At 69.7% G+C, this 19574-nt stretch carries 17 protein-coding genes; 3 read left to right on the plus strand and 14 right to left on the minus strand.

Annotation, left to right across the window (positions count from 1 at the left end):
* Positions 1 to 80: 80 nt before the first annotated feature.
* Entirely contained in the window at positions 81 to 1331 is a 1251-nt protein-coding gene (locus tag ITJ67_RS05655) for an SGNH/GDSL hydrolase family protein (protein WP_194677030.1), read from the plus strand.
* A gap of 32 nt (positions 1332 to 1363) precedes the next feature.
* Here ITJ67_RS05655 and ITJ67_RS05660 read toward each other — a convergent pair whose 3' ends face one another.
* The 3 genes from ITJ67_RS05660 to ITJ67_RS05670 all read right to left on the minus strand — a co-directional run bounded on the left by ITJ67_RS05660 (position 1364) and on the right by ITJ67_RS05670 (position 4254).
* A complete protein-coding gene (locus tag ITJ67_RS05660; protein ID WP_323741399.1) occupies positions 1364 to 2674 on the minus strand; it encodes an AMP-binding protein in 1311 nt (436 codons plus the stop codon).
* Positions 2675 to 2716: 42 nt separating this feature from the next.
* On the minus strand, positions 2717 to 3628 hold the full coding sequence (locus tag ITJ67_RS05665; protein WP_160072997.1) for a 1,4-dihydroxy-2-naphthoyl-CoA synthase: 912 nt from the start codon (positions 3626 to 3628) through the stop codon (positions 2717 to 2719).
* An 83-nt stretch (positions 3629 to 3711) separates the two neighbouring features.
* The gene (locus tag ITJ67_RS05670) at positions 3712 to 4254 is read right to left on the minus strand and encodes a hypothetical protein (protein ID WP_160072999.1); all 543 of its coding nucleotides are present in this window, start codon (positions 4252 to 4254) and stop codon (positions 3712 to 3714) included.
* Between the two features lie 107 nt (positions 4255 to 4361).
* Between ITJ67_RS05670 and ITJ67_RS05675 the strand changes: the two genes are divergently transcribed.
* Positions 4362 to 5375: an o-succinylbenzoate synthase gene (locus tag ITJ67_RS05675; protein WP_194677031.1), complete on the plus strand. Its 1014-nt coding sequence runs from the start codon at positions 4362 to 4364 to the stop codon at positions 5373 to 5375.
* Here the strand turns inward: ITJ67_RS05675 and ccsB are convergent.
* From ccsB to ITJ67_RS05700, 5 genes are read right to left on the minus strand one after another with little or no spacing between them, the layout of a single operon-like run.
* Positions 5360 to 6451, minus strand: coding sequence for a c-type cytochrome biogenesis protein CcsB (gene ccsB, locus ITJ67_RS05680; protein ID WP_160073003.1), 1092 nt, complete (start codon positions 6449 to 6451; stop codon positions 5360 to 5362). The two genes, ITJ67_RS05675 and ccsB, sit on opposite strands and share 16 nt — an antisense overlap.
* Complete coding sequence (gene resB, locus ITJ67_RS05685) at positions 6448 to 8259, minus strand: cytochrome c biogenesis protein ResB (RefSeq protein WP_160073005.1); 1812 nt, start codon at positions 8257 to 8259, stop codon at positions 6448 to 6450. Before resB ends, ccsB begins: the two co-directional genes overlap by 4 nt.
* Entirely contained in the window at positions 8243 to 9145 is a 903-nt protein-coding gene (locus ITJ67_RS05690) for a cytochrome c biogenesis CcdA family protein (protein ID WP_416362309.1), read from the minus strand. Before ITJ67_RS05690 ends, resB begins: the two co-directional genes overlap by 17 nt.
* Positions 9142 to 9780 carry a TlpA family protein disulfide reductase gene (locus ITJ67_RS05695; RefSeq protein WP_236558488.1) on the minus strand — a complete coding sequence of 213 codons (639 nt, stop codon included), beginning with the start codon at positions 9778 to 9780 and terminating at the stop codon, positions 9142 to 9144. The genes ITJ67_RS05690 and ITJ67_RS05695 overlap by 4 nt, the downstream gene beginning before the upstream one ends.
* Complete coding sequence (locus tag ITJ67_RS05700; RefSeq protein ID WP_104243445.1) at positions 9777 to 10424, minus strand: histidine phosphatase family protein; 648 nt, start codon at positions 10422 to 10424, stop codon at positions 9777 to 9779. The genes ITJ67_RS05695 and ITJ67_RS05700 overlap by 4 nt, the downstream gene beginning before the upstream one ends.
* 117 nt (positions 10425 to 10541) lie before the next feature.
* Here ITJ67_RS05700 and aspS point away from each other — a divergent pair, with 117 nt between their 5' ends.
* Positions 10542 to 11852, plus strand: a complete 1311-nt coding sequence (aspS, locus tag ITJ67_RS05705) for an aspartate--tRNA(Asn) ligase (protein ID WP_160073009.1) — start codon at positions 10542 to 10544, stop codon at positions 11850 to 11852.
* Between the two features lie 83 nt (positions 11853 to 11935).
* Here aspS and ITJ67_RS05710 read toward each other — a convergent pair whose 3' ends face one another.
* The 6 genes from ITJ67_RS05710 to ITJ67_RS05735 are packed head-to-tail and all read right to left on the minus strand — an operon-like array spanning position 11936 to position 19562.
* Positions 11936 to 12337: a DUF4913 domain-containing protein gene (locus tag ITJ67_RS05710; RefSeq protein ID WP_160073011.1), complete on the minus strand. Its 402-nt coding sequence runs from the start codon at positions 12335 to 12337 to the stop codon at positions 11936 to 11938.
* Positions 12338 to 12397: 60 nt separating this feature from the next.
* Positions 12398 to 14107, minus strand: a complete 1710-nt coding sequence (locus ITJ67_RS05715) for a type IV secretory system conjugative DNA transfer family protein (protein WP_228502364.1) — start codon at positions 14105 to 14107, stop codon at positions 12398 to 12400.
* Positions 14104 to 15666: an ATP/GTP-binding protein gene (locus ITJ67_RS05720; protein ID WP_160073015.1), complete on the minus strand. Its 1563-nt coding sequence runs from the start codon at positions 15664 to 15666 to the stop codon at positions 14104 to 14106. Before ITJ67_RS05720 ends, ITJ67_RS05715 begins: the two co-directional genes overlap by 4 nt.
* On the minus strand, positions 15663 to 17156 hold the full coding sequence (locus ITJ67_RS05725) for an SCO6880 family protein (RefSeq protein WP_194677032.1): 1494 nt from the start codon (positions 17154 to 17156) through the stop codon (positions 15663 to 15665). Before ITJ67_RS05725 ends, ITJ67_RS05720 begins: the two co-directional genes overlap by 4 nt.
* A gap of 4 nt (positions 17157 to 17160) precedes the next feature.
* Entirely contained in the window at positions 17161 to 18744 is a 1584-nt protein-coding gene (locus tag ITJ67_RS05730) for a hypothetical protein (protein ID WP_194677033.1), read from the minus strand.
* Positions 18744 to 19562, minus strand: coding sequence for a hypothetical protein (locus ITJ67_RS05735; RefSeq protein WP_194677034.1), 819 nt, complete (start codon positions 19560 to 19562; stop codon positions 18744 to 18746). The genes ITJ67_RS05730 and ITJ67_RS05735 overlap by 1 nt, the downstream gene beginning before the upstream one ends.
* Positions 19563 to 19574: the final 12 nt, after the last annotated feature.

The raw sequence follows: 19574 nt of genomic DNA on the forward strand, positions 1-19574 counted from the left end.
CGTTCCCCGGTCAGCATCGCGGTGGCACTATGAGACCACCACCTCCCCGTCCCGATCGACGTCCGCTCGACAGGAGATCCATGACTTCCCGATCACGCCTGCGCGCGGCCGCCGTCGGCGTCGCGGCCGCATGCATCGCGCTGCTCGCGCCTTCCGGCGCCCTCGCGGCGCCCCTCGGCGATGCAATGGTGAACGGCGGCACCCAGGCGCGCGAGTACATCGCGCTGGGCGACTCGTACTCCTCAGGGTTCGGGCTCGTCCCGTTCAGCGAGGAGCCCGCCGCCGGCTGCTTCCAGGCGCTCGCGAACTACCCGCACCGCGTCGCCGATTCGCTCGGCCTGGCCCTCGACGACCGCACGTGCAGCGGCGCCGTGACTGCCGACATCCGCGACACCGAGCAGGTCACCGCATCCGGCGCGAACGCACCGGTGCAGTCGGCGAGCCTCTCCGCGACGACGGAGTTCGTCACCCTGTCGATCGGCGGCAACGACCTCGAGTTCTCGGACATCGCCGCCTCCTGTGTCGCCGCGAGCTCCCTCGGCCCCCTCGTCGCCGACCAGACCGTCCCCAACTGCCGATCGCAGTACGTCGTCGACGGAGGCGGCGTCGAGGTCGACGCCCTGAAGGACCGCATCGACTCGCTCATCGCCCCCGCGCTGGCCTCGACGTTCGCCCTCATCGCCGAGAAGGCGCCGAACGCCGACATCGTCGTCGTCGGATACCCCGCCATCACACCCGACCCCACGAACACGCCGGTCGGTGGATGCTTCTCCCCCGCCTTCACCTCGGCGGGCTACCCGGAGAACTCCTTCCCGTTCACCGACGTCGACACCGCGTACCTGCACGAGACGGAAGTCCACCTCGACGAGGCCATAAAGACGGCGGCCGAGGCCAGCGGCGCCACCTTCATCTCCACGTTGAAGGCGACCTCCGCCCACTCCGCATGCTCGACCACGGCGCCTTACATGAACGGCATCACGGCAGAACCCGGCGAGGGAGCGTCGACCACGCCGGGCGCAGCTCTCAAGCTCGGCGCGCTCCACCCCAACGAGGCCGGTGTCGCCTACCTCGCGGAGACCGTCGGGGCGAAGCTGCAGGCGCTCCTCGAGCCGGGCACGCCCGAGACGACCACGCCGACGCCGACAGCGACGGCGACGGCGACCGCCACCGATCAGCCGACGGACACGGCTGCGACCACGGCCACGCCGGCAGCACCACTCGTCATCGCCGGTGTTCTGGTCCTCGGCGGAGCCGGTATCGCCACGACGATCATCCTCCGCCGGCGCTCGGCCGCAGCCAGAAGCCCCCTGGAGCACGACACCGAGGTCTGACTCGGCCCACAGGGTCGATCGGCAGCCGGCGCTCAGCCCTCGCCAACTCCGCGGGCGAGCCCCGCCACCAGGCGCTCCAGCGATCGACGGTCTGGCTTCCCGCTGGGCAGGTACGGGATGCGCCGTGCAAGCACGAGCAGCGCCGGGCGAGCCGCACGGCCGGCGGCCCCCGTCGCCTCGCGAACAGACTGCCAGCGCTCGTCGCCCGCGAGCGCACGCGCGCCCAGCAACGCCGCCTCGGCCCCGGGCGGGGGCCCGTCAAGCGCCCAGCCGGAAGCCTCCACCACAAGCGCGGGCACCTGCCCCCACTCCTCGGACGGTGCGGGAACGACAACCGCGTCGGTGAGGCCGCGCAGCTGCCGCACGATGCCCTCGACCCGATCGAGGAGCACCTTCTCACCCCCGGAGACGATGACGTTGTCGAGGCGGCCGGTCACCACGAGCCGCTCTCGGCCCGTGGCCTCATCACGCTCGAAGCGTCCACCGTCGCTCGTGCGATACCAGCGCTCGCCGTCATCTTCGACGAAGGCCTCCGCCGTGCGGCGCGGGTCGCCAAGGTAGCCGGCCGCGAGCACGGGACCAGCCAGCTGCACCTCACCATCGCGGATTCGCATCCGCACCCCGTCGAGCGGCTCACCGTTGTAGAGGCTCCCGCCGCTCGTCTCGCTCGACCCGTAGCTCGTCGCGACGTTCCAGCCGAGCGCCTCGGCCCGCGAACGAAGCGCGGGCGGCAGCGACTGCCCGCCGACAAGAATGGCGTCGAAGCGAGCAACCGTATCCGCGACCGCAGGAGACGCATCGAGCAGGCGCGCCAGCTGAGCGGGCACCAGTGAGACGTATCGCCGCTCGGCAGTCAGCTCCGAGGCAGCGCGCGCGAACCCTTCAGCCGTGAAATGCTCATCGCCCAGCACGACGGGCTCCGTCCCGGCCAGGATCGACCGCATGAGCACCTGGGCGCCCGCCACGTACGACGCAGGCAGTGTCAGAAGCCATTGGCGAGTGGGCTCAGCCGCACGCGCCCTCCCGAACAGCAGGTCGAAGCGCGCGTACGTCGCCGCAGCGGATGCGCGCAGCGCGTCTCCGGTGAGCATGACGCGCTTGGGCTCCGCCGTCGACCCGCTCGTCTCGATCACCAGCACGACGCCCTCCGGCACGGCGCCGAGCGCCTCACCGGCCAGGCCAGGACCGCCCGACAACAGCGCCTCCGCCTGCAGCTGCGTGGGCAGCACGGCAGGACCTGCGCCGCTCAGCGCGCTCCGGAGCGCGGCCGTGACCGCGGACGCGTCACGCGCATCCACGCGGACCAGCGGACGCGTGCCGCCGACTCCGAGCTCAGCGCCCACGTCGAAGCCCCCGCTCCAACGAGACGCCAGGGATCCGCGACGTCAGAACTGCCACGGGAACGGCGACCAGTCCGGTTCGCGCTTCTCGAGGAACGAATCCCGACCCTCGACCGCCTCATCCGTGCCGTAGGCCAGGCGGGTCGCCTCGCCAGCGAACACCTGCTGCCCGACAAGCCCGTCGTCGACCGCATTGAAGGCGAACTTCAGCATGCGGATAGCCGTGGGCGACTTCGTCAGGATCGTCTCCGCCATGCGAACGGCCTCGACCTCGAGCTCCGCGTGCGGCACGACCCGGTTGACGGTGCCCATCTCCATGGCGCGGTCCGCCGAGTACTCCTCGGCGAGGAAGAACACCTCGCGCGCGAACTTCTGCCCGACCTGCTTCGCGAAGTACGCGGAGCCGTAGCCGGCGTCGAACGACCCGACATCCGCATCCGTCTGCTTGAACTTCGCGTGCTCACGCGACGCGATCGACAGGTCGCACACCACGTGCAGCGAATGCCCGCCACCAGCGGCCCAGCCGGGAACGACCGCGATGACCACCTTCGGCATGAAGCGGATGAGCCGCTGCACCTCCAGGATGTGCAGCCGACCGTTGCGGGCCGAGTCGATGGTGTCGCGCGTCTCCCCGTCGGCGTACTTGTAGCCGTCACGACCGCGGATGCGCTGGTCCCCGCCCGAGCAGAACGCCCACCCGCCGTCCTTCGGGCTCGGACCGTTGCCCGTGAGCAGCACCACGCCGATGCGCGGGTTCATGCGCGCATCGTCGAGGGCACGCGCGAGCTCATCGACCGTCTGCGGGCGGAACGCGTTGCGCACCTCGGGCCGGTTGAACGCGACGCGGGCGATGCGACCCGTCAGATCCTGGTGGTAGGTGAGATCGGTGAGCTCCTCGAAGCCCGGGACGGTGCGCCAGCGCTCGGCGTCGAAGAGTTCGGAGACGAAGGCAGTCATGCCATAACGCTATCCGACGAGCGGGCAGGGTCCTGCGGGGGGGGGGTGGGCCCGCGGAGTCCGGGCCTTCGCGTGTGGCCCCGCTACCAGAGGGGCGGCGCGACGGGGAGGGTGCCGCCGTTCGCCATCAGCTGGATGATCGTGTTGCCGACCAGCCATGCAGGGGGTGCCCCGAACGGCAGTCCGAGGATGATCGCGAAGATCGCCGCACCCCTGGCACTGTTGAAGATGATTCCCCAGAGGGCCATCGCGATCGTCAGGAAGCCCGCGATGCCGGCCGTGAGCAGCCACATCTCGATCTCGAACTTGCGGTCGATGCCGAACAGGTTCGAGGCGTAGAAGAAGACGAAGACGTCGGCGAGCACCGTGATGAGCACGCCGAGGAGCGCCCAGTGGCCGGCCGACCAGCGTCTCGGGTTGAAGGCGATCTCGTACCAGGTGCGCTGCACGAGCGAGCCGTGCCGATACTGCGGCTTCCCGTACCCGAGCCTGCCCAGGCCGCCCGTCGAGGCGACTCGTGGGGGGCGGTGCTCTCCCGAGCCGGAGCTGACGAGGGCGTCACCGAAGTCCTCGTCGGCCGGCGGAGGGCTGAAGCGAGGTGCGGGGCTGGAGAGGTTCGTAGACATAGGAGTTTGCGTCCGGCATGACCGATCGATGCCTCAGCCTAGCGCGATCCGCGCCGAACGTCCCCAGCCGGTGAGACCTTCCCGGGACCGCGCGAGACAATGGCGGCATGCAGCTGCCCGAGATCGACGAGCTCCTCGACCGCACGCACATCGTGACGCTTCCCCTCGTGACCCGGTTCCGTGGGGTGGATGCACGCGAGGTGGCGATCATCCGCGGCACCGTCGCGTGGAGCGAGTTCTCGCCGTTCCTCGAGTACGGCGACACGGAAGCCGCGAACTGGCTGCGCGCCGCGATCGAGTTCGGCTTCGATGAGACCCTCGAGCGTCACGCGGACGGCGAGATCTGGGTCAACGCGACCGTGCCCGCCGTCGAGGTGTCCGCGCTCGACGGCGTGCTCGCGCGCTTCGACGGCTGCCGAACGGCCAAGGTCAAGGTCGCCGAGCGAGGGCAGACGCTCGCCGACGACGTCGCCCGGGTGGCCGGCGTGCGCGAGCGCCTCGGCGCGGATGCGCGACTGCGGATCGACGCGAACGGTGGCTGGTCGGTCGACGAGGCCATCACGGCGCTCCGGGCTCTCGCTCGCTTCGGCCTGGAGTACGCGGAGCAGCCGTGCGCGACGACCGCCGAGCTCGGCGTGCTCAGGCGCCGCCTGCGGGACGCGCGCATCGAGGTGCCCATTGCCGCCGACGAGTCCATCAGGAAGGCCGAGGACCCCCTGGAGGTCGCGCGTCTCGGCGCGGCTGACGTGGTCGTCGTGAAGATGCAGCCCCTCGGCGGGGTCCGCCGCGCAGTCGACATCGTCGAGTCTGCTGGGCTTCCCGCGACCGTGTCGAGCGCCCTCGACTCCTCGGTCGGCATCGCGATGGGAGCACAGCTCGCCGCAGCCCTGTCAGCGCCGCGCCACGACGCGGGCCTCGGAACGGCCTCGCTGCTCGCGGAAGACGTCGTGATCGAGCCGCTCCGCCCGCGCGCCGGGCGCATCCCGCTCGCCCCCGTCACGGTCGACGAAGCCGCACTCGAGCGGCTCGCGTCGCCCGCCGAACGGCAGGATTGGTGGAGGGGGCGCCTCCGCCGCTGCCACGCCCTCCTCGCCGGAGGGTCTGCTCAGATCCCCGAGTAGGCGTGCAGTCCCTTGAAGAACACGTTGACGACGCCGAAGTTGAACATGACCGTCGCGAAGCCCGCGATGGCAAGCCACGCCGACGGCGTTCCGCGCCAGCCGCGCGTGGCACGAGCGTGGATGTAGCCCGCGTAGACCACCCAGATGATGAAGGTCCACACTTCCTTGGTGTCCCAGCCCCAGTAGCGGCCCCAGGCGCGCTCAGCCCAGACGGCTCCCGCCATGAGGGTGAAGGTCCAGAGGATGAAGCCGATGATGTTGATGCGGTACGCGAGGTTCTCGAGGCGCACCGCGTCTGGCAGCGCCGAGAGGAGCTTGAGCTTCGTGGGCAGGCCGGCACGCACGCGCGCAACTCGACGAGTCTGCAGGAGCTGCGCGGCGCTGAGGCCCGCGCCGATCGCGAGGCAGCCGGTCGCGAGAGACGCGACGAACACGTGGATGACGAGCCACACCGACTGCAGGGCGGGGGCAAGCGGCACGACATCGACGTAGAAGCCGAGCGTGGCGATGCCAAGCGTGATGACGGTGAAGCCCGTGATGAAGGTGCCGAGGAAGCGCACGTCGGCCCAGAAACGGGCGAGGAGGAAGACGAGCACGATGAGGAGCGTTGAGGTCATCGAGAACTCGAACATGTTCGACCACGGCACCCGGTCAGCGGCGATGCCACGCAGAGTGGTCGCCGCGAGGTGCACGACGAACGCGGCGATGGTCAGCCACATCGCGATGCGCAGCGACGGCGTCGCGCGAGTGTCGCGCCAGGCGTCGCCCGACTCGGTGCGGGTGGATGCGAGAGACACCGAGCTCGCGGGGTCTTCCGTCGTGTAGCTGGCCGGCTCGGACACGTCGCGGTCTGCCGCGACGCCGTCGTGCGCCGCTGCTCCTACCGGGGCTGCCGCGCCGACGAGCGCGTTGCGGCGCGCGGCGGTCGCTCCGACCGCAGACTGCCGTTCGGAGCGCTCGGCTGCGCGTGCGCTGCGACCGGCCAGGTCCATGGCGAACGCGATGAACGCGATCGAGTACACCGCCATCGCGACGTAGAGGAGCAGGTTCGACCAGCTGGACAGCGTTTCGATCATGGAGCTTCCTGAGTGGGAGAAGAGGCGAGCGCCGCGCCTTGGTTGCCGGCGCCAGATGGTGAGCTTTGGGTGGCCTCGGACCCTCGAGGTGCCCCGGCGGCGCGGGCCGGCGACGCAGGTTCCGCTAAGCCTACGATTTTTCTCGTGTGGGCGTCGAGGAGATCGTTGACCGAGGCGGCCAGCTGGGGGTCGTCTCCACGCGCGAGGCCCGCGTACTCGACGAGCACGGTGCCGTCGGAGCGGGTCGTCGCCTTCACCCAGAGGCGGCGCCTCGGCACGAGCAGTGAGGTGAAGAGGCCGCCGATGATGAGGATCGCGAAGATGAGCACCGGTATCTGCGTCGGGTCCTCGTGCACGTCGAAGGACGCGTAGCGGGGAACCTCGCCGAGCTCGATCGTGCCGAGGCCGTTCGGCAGCTCGGCGGTCTCACCCGGCCGGAGCTCGATGGGCTTGAAGTCGAGGTCGCGCGCCGCGATGGGCGTGAGCGTATCCGTGTCGAGCGTGTACACGGACCTCGGGACCCCGTCGTCGAGGCCGAGGTCACCCGAGTAGACGTTCAGCGTCAGCATCGGGTCGCGGAGGTCGGGATGGTTCGAGGTGAGTGCACCCGACTCGAGTTCGACCGCTGAGGGGTAGAAGAAGCCGAGCATGCCGATCTGCTCGTCGAGCCCATCCGGGACCTTCACGACGCCCATTGAGGTCAGGAAGGAGTCCTGCGGGAGGAACGGGACGAAGTCGGAGAAGACCTCGTTGCCGTCCGGGTCGCGCACCGTGATCTCGGGGGCGTACCCGTTGCCGAGAAGGTAGCTGTCGGTGCCGGCGAAACGAAGCGGGTCGTTGACGCGCACCGTCTCGGTCTTCGGTTCGCCGCCAGGTGTGTTGACGGTGACGTTCGCCGCGTAGTCGGTGGCCTGCCCGATGGCGTTCTGGTTCTCCTCCTCGTAGGTGATGTCGAAGGAGTCGAGGCGCATCGAGAACGGCGCGAGCACGTCGGGCGTGAAGAAGCGTCCGGGGTTGAAGGACGAGTAGCTGACGAGGCCGTTCACGAACGTCTGGCCCTCGACGAGCACACGCTGCCCGGACCAGGTGAAGCCGCCGCCGATGCCGACGGCGACGATGATGCCGACCATGGCCGAGTGGAAGACCAGGTTGCCTGTCTCCCGCAGGTAGCCGCGCTCCGCGGACACTGAGATGCCTCGCTTGCCGTCATCGAAGATGACGGTGCGGTACTTCTTGTCGCGCAGCAGCTTGGCGGCCTCGTCGATGACGGCGCCGCGCTTCGGGTCGAGCGACGAGTCGAGGACCTGTGTGGAGTAGGCGTCGAGCCGCGAGAGCCGCGCGGGAGTCTTCGGCGGCTTCGAGCGCAGCGCATCCCAGTGGTGCTTGATGCGCGGGATGATGCAGCCGATGAGCGAGACGAAGAGCAGCAGGTAGATCGCCGTGAACCACGGGGAGCTGTACACGTCGAACATGCCGATGTCGTCGAGGAACGGCGCGATGTCCGGGTACGTGTCCTGGTAGACGATGACCCCGTTGGGGTCGCTGGAGCGCTGCGGCACCAGCGAGCCTGGTACGGCGGCGATGGCGAGCAGCAGCAGGAGGAGCAGCGCGGTGCGCATGCTCGTGAGCTGACGCCAGGCCGTGCGGAGCCAGGCGACGAGCGCAGATGCGCGGCCGGGCTTCTTGATGTCGCCCGGCTTCGTCGGCATGCTCGCACGCGCGGCGCCTGATGCGGTCTTCTTCGGTTCGCGGTCGCGGGCTTCGAAGCCGTCTTTCCCCGCGTCGAAGTGGTCAGAGGGCCGGGACATAGCCGCCGATCGTCGCCGCGAACGCGGACATGAAGTGCTGCCAGACGCCGATCACCATGAGGAACCCGATGAGGATGAGGATGCCGCCGCCGACGAGGTTGATGGTGCGGATGTGCTTGCGCACCCAGTTGATGCCCGTCGTCACGCGGCCGATGCCGAGCGCCACGAGGATGAACGGGAGGCCGAGGCCGAGGCAGTAAAAGAACGCGAGGAGCGCTCCGCGGCCGGGGGACGCGAACTGGTAGCTGAGGGAGTTGATCGCGATGAGCGTGGGACCGAGGCACGGGACCCAACCGACGCCGAAGACGATGCCGAGGAGGGGCGCCCCGAGCAGGCCGGACGGCGCGAACTTCATGCGTGCCGTGCGCTGCATGAACGACACCTGGCCGATGAACACGACGCCCATGACGATGACGACGACGCCGAGCACCCGCATGATGACGCCCTGGTACTGGATGAGCCAGAACCCGAGCAGCCCGGAGGCCGCCCCGGAGAGGACGTAGACGACGGTGAAGCCGAGCACGAACAGTGCCGCGCCGAACGCGACTCGGCCGCGTCCGGTTGTGAGACGGGCGAGCAGGCCCCGTTTCGCTTCGGGCTGGTCGTCGGGCCGAGAGGCGCGCTCGGCTGCGGTTGCAGGGCCGGAGCCGGCTCCGACGCTCTGGCGCGCAGGAACCTTGGCCGGCGCATCCTGTGCCACTGCGCCGACGAGTCCGAGGTAGCCGGGCACGACCGGCAGCACGCACGGCGAGGCGAAGGAGATGAGGCCGGCCAGGACGGCGAGCGGGATCGCGAGGAGGAGCTGGCCGCTCACGATCGTCTCGCCCACCGCGCTGCCGGGGGCGATCGCCGTCAGCGCGGAGGAAGCGAGCAGGGGGGTCGTCACTTGCTGCTCTCTGCGAGCGTGTCGGTGATCATGGAGTTCAGGATCGAGGGGTCGATCGGCCCGCGGATGACGGAAGCGACCCGGCCCTCGGCGTCGAGCACGAGCGTGGACGGGATGGCCTGGGGAGGCACGTTGTCGGCGAAGGCGAGTCGCACACTCGCGTCGTCGACGTCGAGGATCGACGGGTACGTGATGCCCTGCGTCTCGGCGAAGGTCTTGGCGGTCGCCGCCTGGTCGTAGATGTTGACGCCGACGAACTTCACGCCGTCGTCTTCATGCTCTTCCCAAGCTGCCTGGAGGTCTGGGGCCTCGAGGCGGCAGGGCGGGCAGGAGGCGTACCAGAAGTTGACGACGGTGACGGAGCCCGCGAGGTCTTCGCTGGAGAGCTCGTCTCCGAACTCGGTGACGCCGCCGAACTGGATCGGGTCCTGTCGTTCACCTTCCGGGAAGATCTCGTAGCTGCCGTCGCCCGCGACGTAGCCCTGATCTCCCCCGGCGGCGTAGTCCTGGGCGAGCGGCTCGTCTCCGGAGCAGGCCGCGAGCGCCAGCATGGCGGCGACCCCCGCCGTCGCGAGGGCTGCACGGAGGGTTCGGGGAAAGCGCGACGTCTTCACGCTCTCTGAGCGGATGGTCACACGGCTCCCTCATCGGTGGCGGCGCCGAGTTCGTGCGCCGCCGGTTCGCGGTAGTCGGCTTCCACGAAGCCGGTTGCGGGGTGGTACTCCAGCGTCGTGATGCTCGAGAGCGAGCACCGCCGGTGCTTCGGGTTGTGCGCGAGCGGCTCCTTCGAGAGCGCGCGGTGCACCATCCAGATCGGCAGCTGGTGAGAGACCACGATAACATCGCCGCCATCTGCCAACTCGGCCCCGTCGAGCACCGCCTCTCGCATGCGGGCGACGATGGACTTGTACGCCTCGCCCCAGCTGGGGCGCAGGGGGTTCACGAGCTTCGGCCACGAGCCAGGGCGACGAAGGGCTCCGTATCTGCCCGTCATCCGCCGCCCCTCGAACGCGTTCGTCGGCTCGATGACGCGCTCGTCGATGACGGGCTCGAGGCCGAACAGCTCAGCGATGGGCGCCGCCGACTCGCGGGTGCGCTGCAGCGGGGAGACGACGAGACGGGTGGCGGGAACAGCCCGGGCATGCAGGTCCTCGGCTGTGACGCGCGCCATTCGCGCGCCGAGCTCGGAGAGGCCGAAGCCAGGGAGGCGCCCGTAGAGGAGCCCGTTGGGGTTTTCGACCTCGCCGTGGCGGACGAGGTGGATTCGCTGTGCCGCCATGCGCTCCAGTCTACGAACCGCCACCGACACTGAGGCACAGGATGCGCGTCCGCACCCCAAGCTGTGCCTTGTTCTCTTCCCGCTCGCACGCGTCTGCGCCTCGGGTACCCTTGCGAGGTGACTGATCGCGCCCTCATCTCCTCCCTTTCCACGCTCGAAGACGGCCCCGTGCTTGTGCAGGGGTGGGTCGATACGGTTCGAGACCAGAAGAAGGTGCAGTTCGTCGTCCTCCGCGACGAGAGCGGCGCCGTCCAGCTCGTGAACCCGCGCGCCGAGGGCCGCGAGGCGATCTCCGACACGATCTCCGCGCTCGCCCAGGGCAGCTTCATCTCCGTGCGCGGCCAGAAGAAGGCCGACGAGCGCGTGAAGCTCGGCGGGCTCGAGGTGAAGGTCGACGAGATCGTCGTCGAGACCGCAGCGCTCCCCGAGACGCCCATCGCCGAGGACACGTCGATCGACAAGCGCCTCGACTGGCGCTTCCTCGACCTGCGCATCCCCCGCAATGCCCTCATCTTCCGCATCCAGACGACGTTCGCGCACGCGTTCCGCACCTACTGGGTGGAGAACGGCTACGTCGAGCTGTTCACCCCGAAGCTCATGGCGTCGGCGTCCGAGTCGAAGGCCGAGCTGTTCAAGGTCGACTACTTCGACACGAGCGCGTACCTCGCGCAGAGCCCCCAGTTCTTCAAGCAGATGGCGATGAGCTCGGGCCTCGGCAAGATCTTCGAGATCGGGCCCGTGTTCCGCGCTGACCCCTCGTTCACGTCGCGCCACGCGACCGAGTTCACGGGCATCGACGCCGAGGTGAGCTGGATCGAGTCGCACGAGGACGTCATGCAGATGCAGGAGCAGCTCATGGTTGCCGGCCTGCAGGCGGTCAAGAATGCCCACGGCGAGGAGATCAAGGCGCTCTTCGACGTCGACATCGTCGTTCCTTCGCTGCCGTTCCCGCGCATCCCGCTGCTGGAGGCTCGAGAGATCGTCGAGGCCCGCGGCCACAAGCTCGAGCGCAACGACCTTGACCTCGACCCGGAAGGCGAGCGTCAGATCGCGGCGCACGTGCAGGAGACGTTCGGCCACGAGTTCGTGTTCCTGACGGACTACCCGGCTTCGATCCGGCCGTTCTACCACATGCGCCACGAGGGCGACGAGTCGCTCACGAAGAGCTACGACCTCATCTGGAACGGCGTCGAGATCTCGACGGGCGCTCAGCGCGAGCACCGTGTCGACGTGCTCGAGGAGCAGGCGAAGCAGAAGGGCATGGAGGTCGACGAGCTCGGCTTCTACCTCGACTTCTTCCGCTATGGCGCACCGCCCCACGGTGGGTTCGGCATGGGCTTCGCGCGCATCCTGATGCTGATGCTGCACCAGACGACTCTGCGCGAGGTCACGTACCTGTTCCGCGGCCCGAACCGCCTGCAGCCGTAAGCCATCTGGCAGCCTGGTCTGCCGAGCTTCCTCAGAGCCGTCCGCGAGTGATCGCGGGCGGCTCTGCTGCGTCGGGGCACGGGTCAACGTCGTCGGGACACCTGGTGACCGGGCGGTGGCGGCGTGCAGGGCAGGTCGTCGCCGCGGCGGCTGGTGCTCTCGCGAATGTCGGGGCTCGCCTCGAAGGGCCCGTCTGGACTGAAGAGCACGCCGAGATGGTAGTCGGCATGGTCTCGGAACCAGAGAGACGCACCTCCGGGCACGTCCTTCAGCTCCTCCCACGCCTGCCAGAGCCCACCGAGGCGGAGCACCGCTTCCGGCGAGTCCCACCAGCGCGCCGACCAGACACGCGTCCGGCCGTCGACTCTGCGCGCGCAGCTCCGAGCGATGAACTCGCGCACGAAGTCGGCGAGGCACTCGAACTGCGGTCCTGGAGCCCGCGAGAGTTCGCTCGCGAGGCCAGCCTGGCGCTGCTCCTGACTCAACGCAGTGCCTCATCTCCTCGTTGCGCCTCGTCACGTTCCGCCTCGTCTCCTTCTGCGGCGTCACTGCGTGGTTGGTGCGCGGTGATCGACGCGCGGATGCGCGGGGCGTGTGGGCCCTGCATCCACGACCTGGTCCTGATGAGGGTGGGGCGACTGCCGGATGCCAGGACAAGCGCGCCCGCGCGGGAGCGCGCTGAGTTCGGCGACGTCGAGGATGCGCTCCCGATGGAGCTGCTTCGAGACGGTGCGGTGGCCTCGCCCGTAGCTCAGCGAGGAGAGCTCGCGGTCGTGGTCGCCGACGAGTTTGGAGAGCTCGTCGAGGAAGGTCGCCTCGCTGACGCCTCCCCCGTAGATCTTGATGTTGGCCGCCGACCAGAGCTTGCGCATGCCGCCTTCGCCCCAGACTTCGACGCCTTGCGACCACGATTGGAGGATGGTGATGAGCACGATGCCCCGCGAGCCGTAGTGGCTGTACAGGTCGGGGAGGCTGCGCCAGCGGCAGACGTTCGCGGCCTCGTCGAGGACGCCGAGCAGGGGCCGAGCGAGACGTCCGGACGGCGAGGTCGAGGCGAGTTCCTCCGCCGCCTCGGCCACGGCGACGGTGAGGGCGGTGACCAGTGGGCTCGTGGTCCCTTGCCCTTCGCGGGACAGAGAGTAGAGCGTGTCGGTCCCGCGGATGAACTCGTGGGGGTCGAACCGCGGCCTCGTGTCGAGCTCTCCGGTCGCTGTGATCCACGGGGCGAGCGCGCCGTTGGTGAGGCAGGAGGCCATCTGCTGCGCGGTTCCGTAGATGCCGCCGCGCTGGCGCTCGGGCGCGCTGATCACCCCCTCGAGCTGGTCGGCGATGAGGCGGTACCCATCATCCCGCAGGATGCCGACTGCGTCGTCGTCACCGGGCCGCGTCACCCACCGGTACACCTCGGTGATGCGGGTGCCTGCGACCGCCCCTGCGAGGAGGAGCGCGGCGAGGAGATCCTTCGCAGCTGGGTCGAAGAACGCGTCTGCCCTGGAACCTGGCTCCCGGGATCCGCTCGCGAAGTGCTCGGCGAGCTTTGCCGCCTGCACCTCGTCGGTGACGTAGCTGAGCGGGTCCCACCACCAGCCTGCGGCTTCGCCTGCGACGCCCTGCGGGTCGAACACCCAGACTCGCCCGGCCTCTGCGCGCACGCCCCGGGTGGCGTCGACGACATCCCGTTTGTTGGACGTGACGATGACGGCTCCCGGCGCCTCGACGATGGCGGGGATGGCGAAGACCGTCGACTTCCCGGTCCGCGGGCCGCTGATGTTGATCTGCATGTCCTCCCAGCCGCCGTAGACGGGTGAGCCGCCCGGCATGCTCGTGCCGAGCCGCACGCCGATCGGGCCCGCGACGCCGAGGCGCTGGCTGCTTGCGCGTGCCCCGCGGGCGCTGATGCCCGCGATCTCCCGACCCCGTCCGAGGAGTGCCGCAGAGCGGTCGAGGCGTCGACTGCCGGAGCGATGCCCGCGAGCGAGGAGCAGTATCGCCGAGACTGCGAGCGCAAGACCGACCCCGAGCGCCACCGCGGCCCCGGTCGCTGTGGCACTCCAGCGGATGCTCCCCCGAAGCACGCCGAGGAACAGCGCGAACACGTCGTCGGGCAGCGGCTCGCTCGGGGGTTCGACGTTCGCAGCGACCCGCACGGAGAGGTTGGTCCCGCCGATGGCGACCACGGCGACGGTGAGCCCGACCCACAGCAGCACGGACTCGGCCGCCATGCCGCCCGGGCCACGCTTGCGCGGCGCGCTCATCGCCGTGTCCGCTCTGGGTCGAGACCAGCCGACCGTTCTTGGCCGAGCCCGCCCACACGGCTCGTCTCGTGCCAGAGCTTGTTGGTGTCGTTGATGCTCGCCTCTGCGGCGGTCAGCTGCACGTCGACCGGGATGCCAGGCCTGCCGCCGACTTTGACGAGGAACTTGCCTCGCCCTGGTGGCTCGGCTTCCCGACCGCTTGCCGGGTCCCAGGCTGGCGGGTCCTGCCAGCCGATGAGGAGCTCCTGCTCTGCAAGCGACAGTGGCACCGCGGAGGTGAGGCGCGGCATCTCGGCCCCCGGCAGCCCGCCGCAGATGACCATGCCGGCGCGTTCCACGAAGCCTTTCGCCTTCATCCGCTCTGACTCGGTGGGCAGCGCGAGCAGGTCGCTCATGGTGTGCGAGATCATGGCCATGCCGACTCCGCGCTGGCGGTTGAGGCGGGTGAGGGCGTCGACTCTGTCGACCATTCCCTTGCCTGCTCGGAGCGCGCGCCAGAGCTCGTCGAGGATGACGAAGTAGTGCCGGCGGGGCTCGAGCCCCGCATCCGCGAGCACATTCGCGACGTTGACGGTGCCGAACCCCGCCGACCAGCAGGCGAGGAGCGCGGCCGCCTGCAGGTCGACGTCGGAGTCGTCGATGGAGGAGACGTCGTACACGACGGGCGCGTCGCGCCGCATGGGGTTGGTGGTCTGGCGGGAGAACGTCTCGCCGAGCCTGCCACCTCCGACAAGCCCGATGAGGGAGGCCTCGAGGTCTTCCGTGATGGCCTTGTACCTGCTGTCGTCTCCGCGGTCGAGCGCAACCGCGCGCACCTCCGGGGGGCCCGCGCGCACGACCTCGAGGAGGTCGCCGAGGACGGGCACGCCGTCGTGGTGCTGGTCGAGCCATTTGAGTGCTCGGTCGATGATCGTCTCCTCTCGATCGCTCGGTGGCTGGAGCCGCATGATCGTGAGGAGGGCTGACACCATCGTGTGCCTGCGGCCATGCGCGTCGGCGAGCACTTGCCCAGCCTCGGCGTCGAAGCCGCTCGCCCTGAGCCGCCGCGCGGCGGCCGTCGCCTCTCCGGGGTCGAGCACGTTGAGGTAGCCGCGTCCGCGCCCGAGCGAGATGACCTGCCCGCCGAGGGCGGTGATCATGTCGACGTGGTCGGGCTTGAGGTCGCCGAGCACGAGCGGCATGACGCCGTAGCCGGCGAGGCCTGTCGCCATGCGACGCACGAGCGATGACTTCCCGAGTCCGGGCTTGCCGAGGATGAACGCGGAGGGGTTGCTGATGAGCTTCGCCCGCTGGAACCACGAGATGGGGTCGCAGCAGAGGGTCGCGCCGGTCTGCGTGTGCCGACCGAGGGGCACCCCGATCATGGGAGTTCCCGTGCCGACTGCGAAGGGCCAGAGCCCGCACACCTGGACAGTGGTGCCGCGCCATTCGTCGGGTGCCTGGACGTAGGTGGACGCGCCCCGGCCGCTCCCGCTCCAGCCTCTGGGTCCCGGCCTCTCGGGTGGGCGCGCCTGCTTCTGGGTCGCCTGCTTGCGTGACCTGGCGTGTGCTCTTCTCATAGCTTCTCTCGCAGTTCGCTCGGCACTCGCAGGTGCTTGCTGAGGACCAGGCCGAGCGGGAGCGCCGCGGCGAAGGCCGAGTCCTGGGACCCGTAGACGGGGCGCAGGCGGAGGCGTGCTGTTGCGGCGAGGTTGTCGACGGCCGCTCGGGCGTCGAGCTCGTGCGCGGCGTCGAGCACTGTCGCCGTGACGAGCACTCCGAAGTTGATGAGGCCAGCGCCAGAAGCCTCCTCGCTTGCCGTCGCGGCGGCGGCGCGAACGGCGAGCGTGTCGCGCGCGGCGGGTTTCGAGGTGGAGGTCTGCCTGAACTGGGCCGCGCTGAGGTCGGCTTCGACGAGTGCTGCTGCTCTGGCGGCGTCGATGGGTCGATAGAGCAGCGTCACCCGCTTGCGCGCGATGTCACGATGGGGCGCCAGGAGCCGTGCGAGCACGCTCGACTGCACGCTGCCCCTGGGCGCGACGGTCATCGCCCAGGTCGTCGAGCAGGCGGAGTCGTGACGGTATCCGGCCCAGCTGGCGCGGGTGGCCGCTGGGCCGACGTCGCTCCAGCTGAGTTCCGGGATCTCCCCTCCGGCGTGCGCCTCGTCGATCAGCACCGCCGCTGCCGGGTCGTAGGCGACTCGGACGACCTCGCAGAGCTCCTGTGCGGTGAGTGGTCGCGCGGCGCCCGCGCCGGTTGCCTGGAGCCCCGCGCTGAGCCCGGGGAGCCGCGCCGCGAGCTCGCGCGCCATCTCGTCCGGCGCTCTCCTCCTCGCACCGGCCCGGAGGGCCCCCTGGAAGGTGAGCGCGACGAAGGCCTTCACGGTGGAGGAACCCTCCGGGTACCCCGCGACGGTCTCCTCGAGCACGGCACGTGCGAAGGCTGGTGCGTTGGGGTCGATATTCATGGCGACCTCTCGCCTGAGGCGAGAGCCGGAGTCTGGGGCCGTCTCGATCGTCACCGTGGCCGCCTCGATGCCCGGTTCGTCGCCGAGGCTGGAGAGCCAGTGGCCCCACTCGGCGACCCAGGAGTCGATCTGCTCCTGATCGACGAGCGCCGCACCATCCGGGTCCGTGCCCAACACGACGGTGTAGCTGCCGACCGCGGGCGTCAGGAGCAGCGCGAATGGTCGGCCGTGCGAGTCGACGTGCTCGCTCAGCCTGGTCGGAGCCGCGATGCCCGGCAGCTGGAACGTCGCCCACGGCACTCGACCGACCGGACCGGACCGGTACCCGGATTCACCCCTCGCCCTCGAGAGGGCCCAGCCTGAGTGGGCCCCGAGCCGCGACAGCGCGTTCTTGCCGTGCGCGTCGCGCACCACGAGCATCAGGAGCGCGACGCCGATCCCCGAGGCGACGATGAGCGCAGCGATGAGACCCGAGATCATGACGGCCACGACGACGAGCACCAGTCCGCCCAGCAGGAGCGCCGTCCCCACCGAGCCGAGACCGAGCAGTCCCGCTGACGTCGGCTTCCGCCAGTTCCCGTAGGTTCGCATCTGTCGTGTCATCGAGCTATCGACCACCGCTCGGGTCCTCTCCTGTTGTCCGTTCTGCGACCGCGATCGCGGCGTCAGTGCCGTACTGGACGGCTTTCTTCAACGGCTGGATGCCTGCGATCGCTGCCGCGACGTAGGGCCCAGCGAGGGCCTTGCCTGCTCCCGCTGCAGCTGCCGCACCACCGGAGGTGGCACCCGTCGATGCGGCTGCGCGTGTGCTCGCCGACGATGCGGCAGGAGATCCCGCTGGAGCGGGCGCTGCCTGCGGGCTCGCTCCTGACCCGCGCGACGCAGCGCCGCCGCCTGGCGAGGCACGCGCTCCGCCACGCGGGACGCTGCTCCCCTGGGGTGCTTGGGCCGGCCTGGGTCGTGCGCCCTCTGGCACCCGATCCGCGACCGTGGTGGCGATCGCAGCACCGCCTCCGCTCGACGCGATCGCTCCCACCATGGGCGTGACGAAGCGCATGAGCGCGGGGAGCGCGACGATGGCGAGCACGAGGATGACGATCCCCGTGTAGGTGGTCAACACGGCTCCGCTCTCGGCGCTCGGGGCCGCCCCGCTCATGCGGAATCCGGCGGCGTAGACGATCGCCGCCGCTGGCTTGTAGAGGATGAAGGCGGTGAGCCAGGCTAGGCAGCGCTGGAACCAGCCCCGGCCGAGCTCGGTGTTCGTCGCCGAGGCCGCAAGCGGGAGGATCCCGGCGAGGATCACGAGCATCCCCCCTCGCACGATCATGAGGAGCACCTGGACGACGGACACGAGGCCGACGATGACCCCGATGAAGAGGCCGTTCACGACGCCGGAGAACGCGGCAGGCCCGGCAGCCCCGCCTGCTGCGCCTGCGACACCGGCGATCGAGGTGCCGAGCATCACGCCCACGTTGTCCTTGAAGCAGTTCGGTGTCCCATCGAGGTCGCATTCGAGCGACTCGTCGATGATCCAGGTCGAGAACGAGTCGCCTGCCCGGACGAGCAGCCACACGATCGTGAGGCCGACGCTGGCGACGACCACCAAGGTGAGGAGGCTCTTCAGCAGCTCCTGCCCTGGCCTCGCGCGCTGCTCCCAGGCCATGCGAGCACCGCCGATCATGACCGATACGATCGCGCAGACCCCGGCCAGCCACCACGTCGACGACTGCAGGAACGTCGCAGTATTGGTCGTCGCCGCTGGGGCCGTTGGTATGAGGGCAGACACGAGCGACGAGGCTCCCGCTATGAGCACCCCGCCAGCGAGTACCGCGAACAGCCTTCCGTGGAAGGGGACGCCGTCGCCCGAGCGGATGCGCAGACCCACCATGACGGCCAGGAAGACGAGTCCGATGACCGCGACAGTGCCCGAGATCCAGCTGACGTAGCCGAGGACGGTCCCGAGGTGCGTCTCGATGTCACCCGTCGGCGCTGCTGTCGCCGTGCCAGAAGGCGCGCCGGTCGTCCCGAGGTCGGGCGTCGGGACGTCGACCCACATCGTGCCGAGGGTCGAGAGCTGCTCGGCCATCCATTCGTTGATGTCGTTCTGGAGGGCTTCGCGTGTTCGGGTCCACACCGTCGAGGCGATCTCCTTGGAGTAGCACTCGAAGTCCATGAGTCCGCAGTCGGCCATCAGGCGCTCCATCTCACGTAGCCGCCGACGTCGCCGAGCGACTGCAGTCGCACCGGAGCAGGCTCATCGCTCGGAATGCGCCAGTCGCCGTCAATCCAGACGAGGTCGACGACGGCGGCGATGAAGCTGCTGGCCCCGTCGACGCTCACACGCTGGGCGACGTCGACGCGCGCGGTGTCGCCGTCGAACGCGAGCATCCGGTAGCCCACGATCTGGAGTCGGACGCCGGAGCCCTCCGCGCCCGAACTGGCAAGCAGAGAATCCCGGTGCTGGCCTGCGGCGAGCGCGTAGTCAAGGAGCGGTGCTCGAAGCGCGGGAGTGTTCGACTGCACGAGGAAGTTCGCAGCGGCGAACAGCGCCCCATCGGCCGAACGCTGGAAGCAGTATCCGAAGCCGCCCTCGTGCATTGCCGCCGGGCCAGCTTCCGGTGAGCTCGGTGCCAGGTTGACGTCGATGCCGCGCCAGCTGGTCTCCGGCGCGATCAGGAGCTGCCTGTCGGCGGGAAGTGGTGAGGTCTGCTCTGGTTCGCGCAGCCCGCAGCTGCTCGGCGAGACGGTCGCGATCGTGTCGGCATCGCCGACCTCGTGCTCGGGACCCGCATGGGCGGCACCCGCCGGAGCGGCTGCCCGCTGGCCGTCGCCCACCGTCATGTCGCCTCCGGATGCGTCGCCGCCGAAGGCGGCCTGGATGGAGACCACGACACCGGCCACGACAAGCAGGGCGACGCCCAGCGCGGCGACGATGAACCCTGGCCGGCTCCCGGAGGAAGCCTTTCGGCGCTGCGCTGACCGCCGTTGGATCGATCCGCCGCTCGGCATGATGCTCGTCCT

Source organism: Pseudoclavibacter sp. VKM Ac-2867 (assembly GCF_015351275.1).
In the GTDB taxonomy this organism is placed as follows: Bacteria; Actinomycetota; Actinomycetes; order Actinomycetales; family Microbacteriaceae; genus Pseudoclavibacter.

Coding starts and splice junctions, on each gene's coding strand:
- ITJ67_RS05700 (WP_104243445.1), bottom strand. CDS start 10,424: ATGGCGGCACAGCGAATCCACCTCGTCCGCCACGGCGAGGTCGAAAAC.
- ITJ67_RS05675 (WP_194677031.1), top strand. CDS start 4,362: ATGCAGCTGCCCGAGATCGACGAGCTCCTCGACCGCACGCACATCGTG.
- ITJ67_RS05725 (WP_194677032.1), bottom strand. CDS start 17,156: ATGACACGACAGATGCGAACCTACGGGAACTGGCGGAAGCCGACGTCA.
- ITJ67_RS05720 (WP_160073015.1), bottom strand. CDS start 15,666: ATGAGAAGAGCACACGCCAGGTCACGCAAGCAGGCGACCCAGAAGCAG.
- ITJ67_RS05670 (WP_160072999.1), bottom strand. CDS start 4,254: ATGTCTACGAACCTCTCCAGCCCCGCACCTCGCTTCAGCCCTCCGCCG.
- ITJ67_RS05665 (WP_160072997.1), bottom strand. CDS start 3,628: ATGACTGCCTTCGTCTCCGAACTCTTCGACGCCGAGCGCTGGCGCACC.
- ITJ67_RS05735 (WP_194677034.1), bottom strand. CDS start 19,562: ATGCCGAGCGGCGGATCGATCCAACGGCGGTCAGCGCAGCGCCGAAAG.
- ITJ67_RS05715 (WP_228502364.1), bottom strand. CDS start 14,107: ATGAGCGCGCCGCGCAAGCGTGGCCCGGGCGGCATGGCGGCCGAGTCC.
- ITJ67_RS05730 (WP_194677033.1), bottom strand. CDS start 18,744: ATGGCCGACTGCGGACTCATGGACTTCGAGTGCTACTCCAAGGAGATC.
- resB (WP_160073005.1), bottom strand. CDS start 8,259: ATGTCCCGGCCCTCTGACCACTTCGACGCGGGGAAAGACGGCTTCGAA.
- ccsB (WP_160073003.1), bottom strand. CDS start 6,451: ATGATCGAAACGCTGTCCAGCTGGTCGAACCTGCTCCTCTACGTCGCG.
- ITJ67_RS05655 (WP_194677030.1), top strand. CDS start 81: ATGACTTCCCGATCACGCCTGCGCGCGGCCGCCGTCGGCGTCGCGGCC.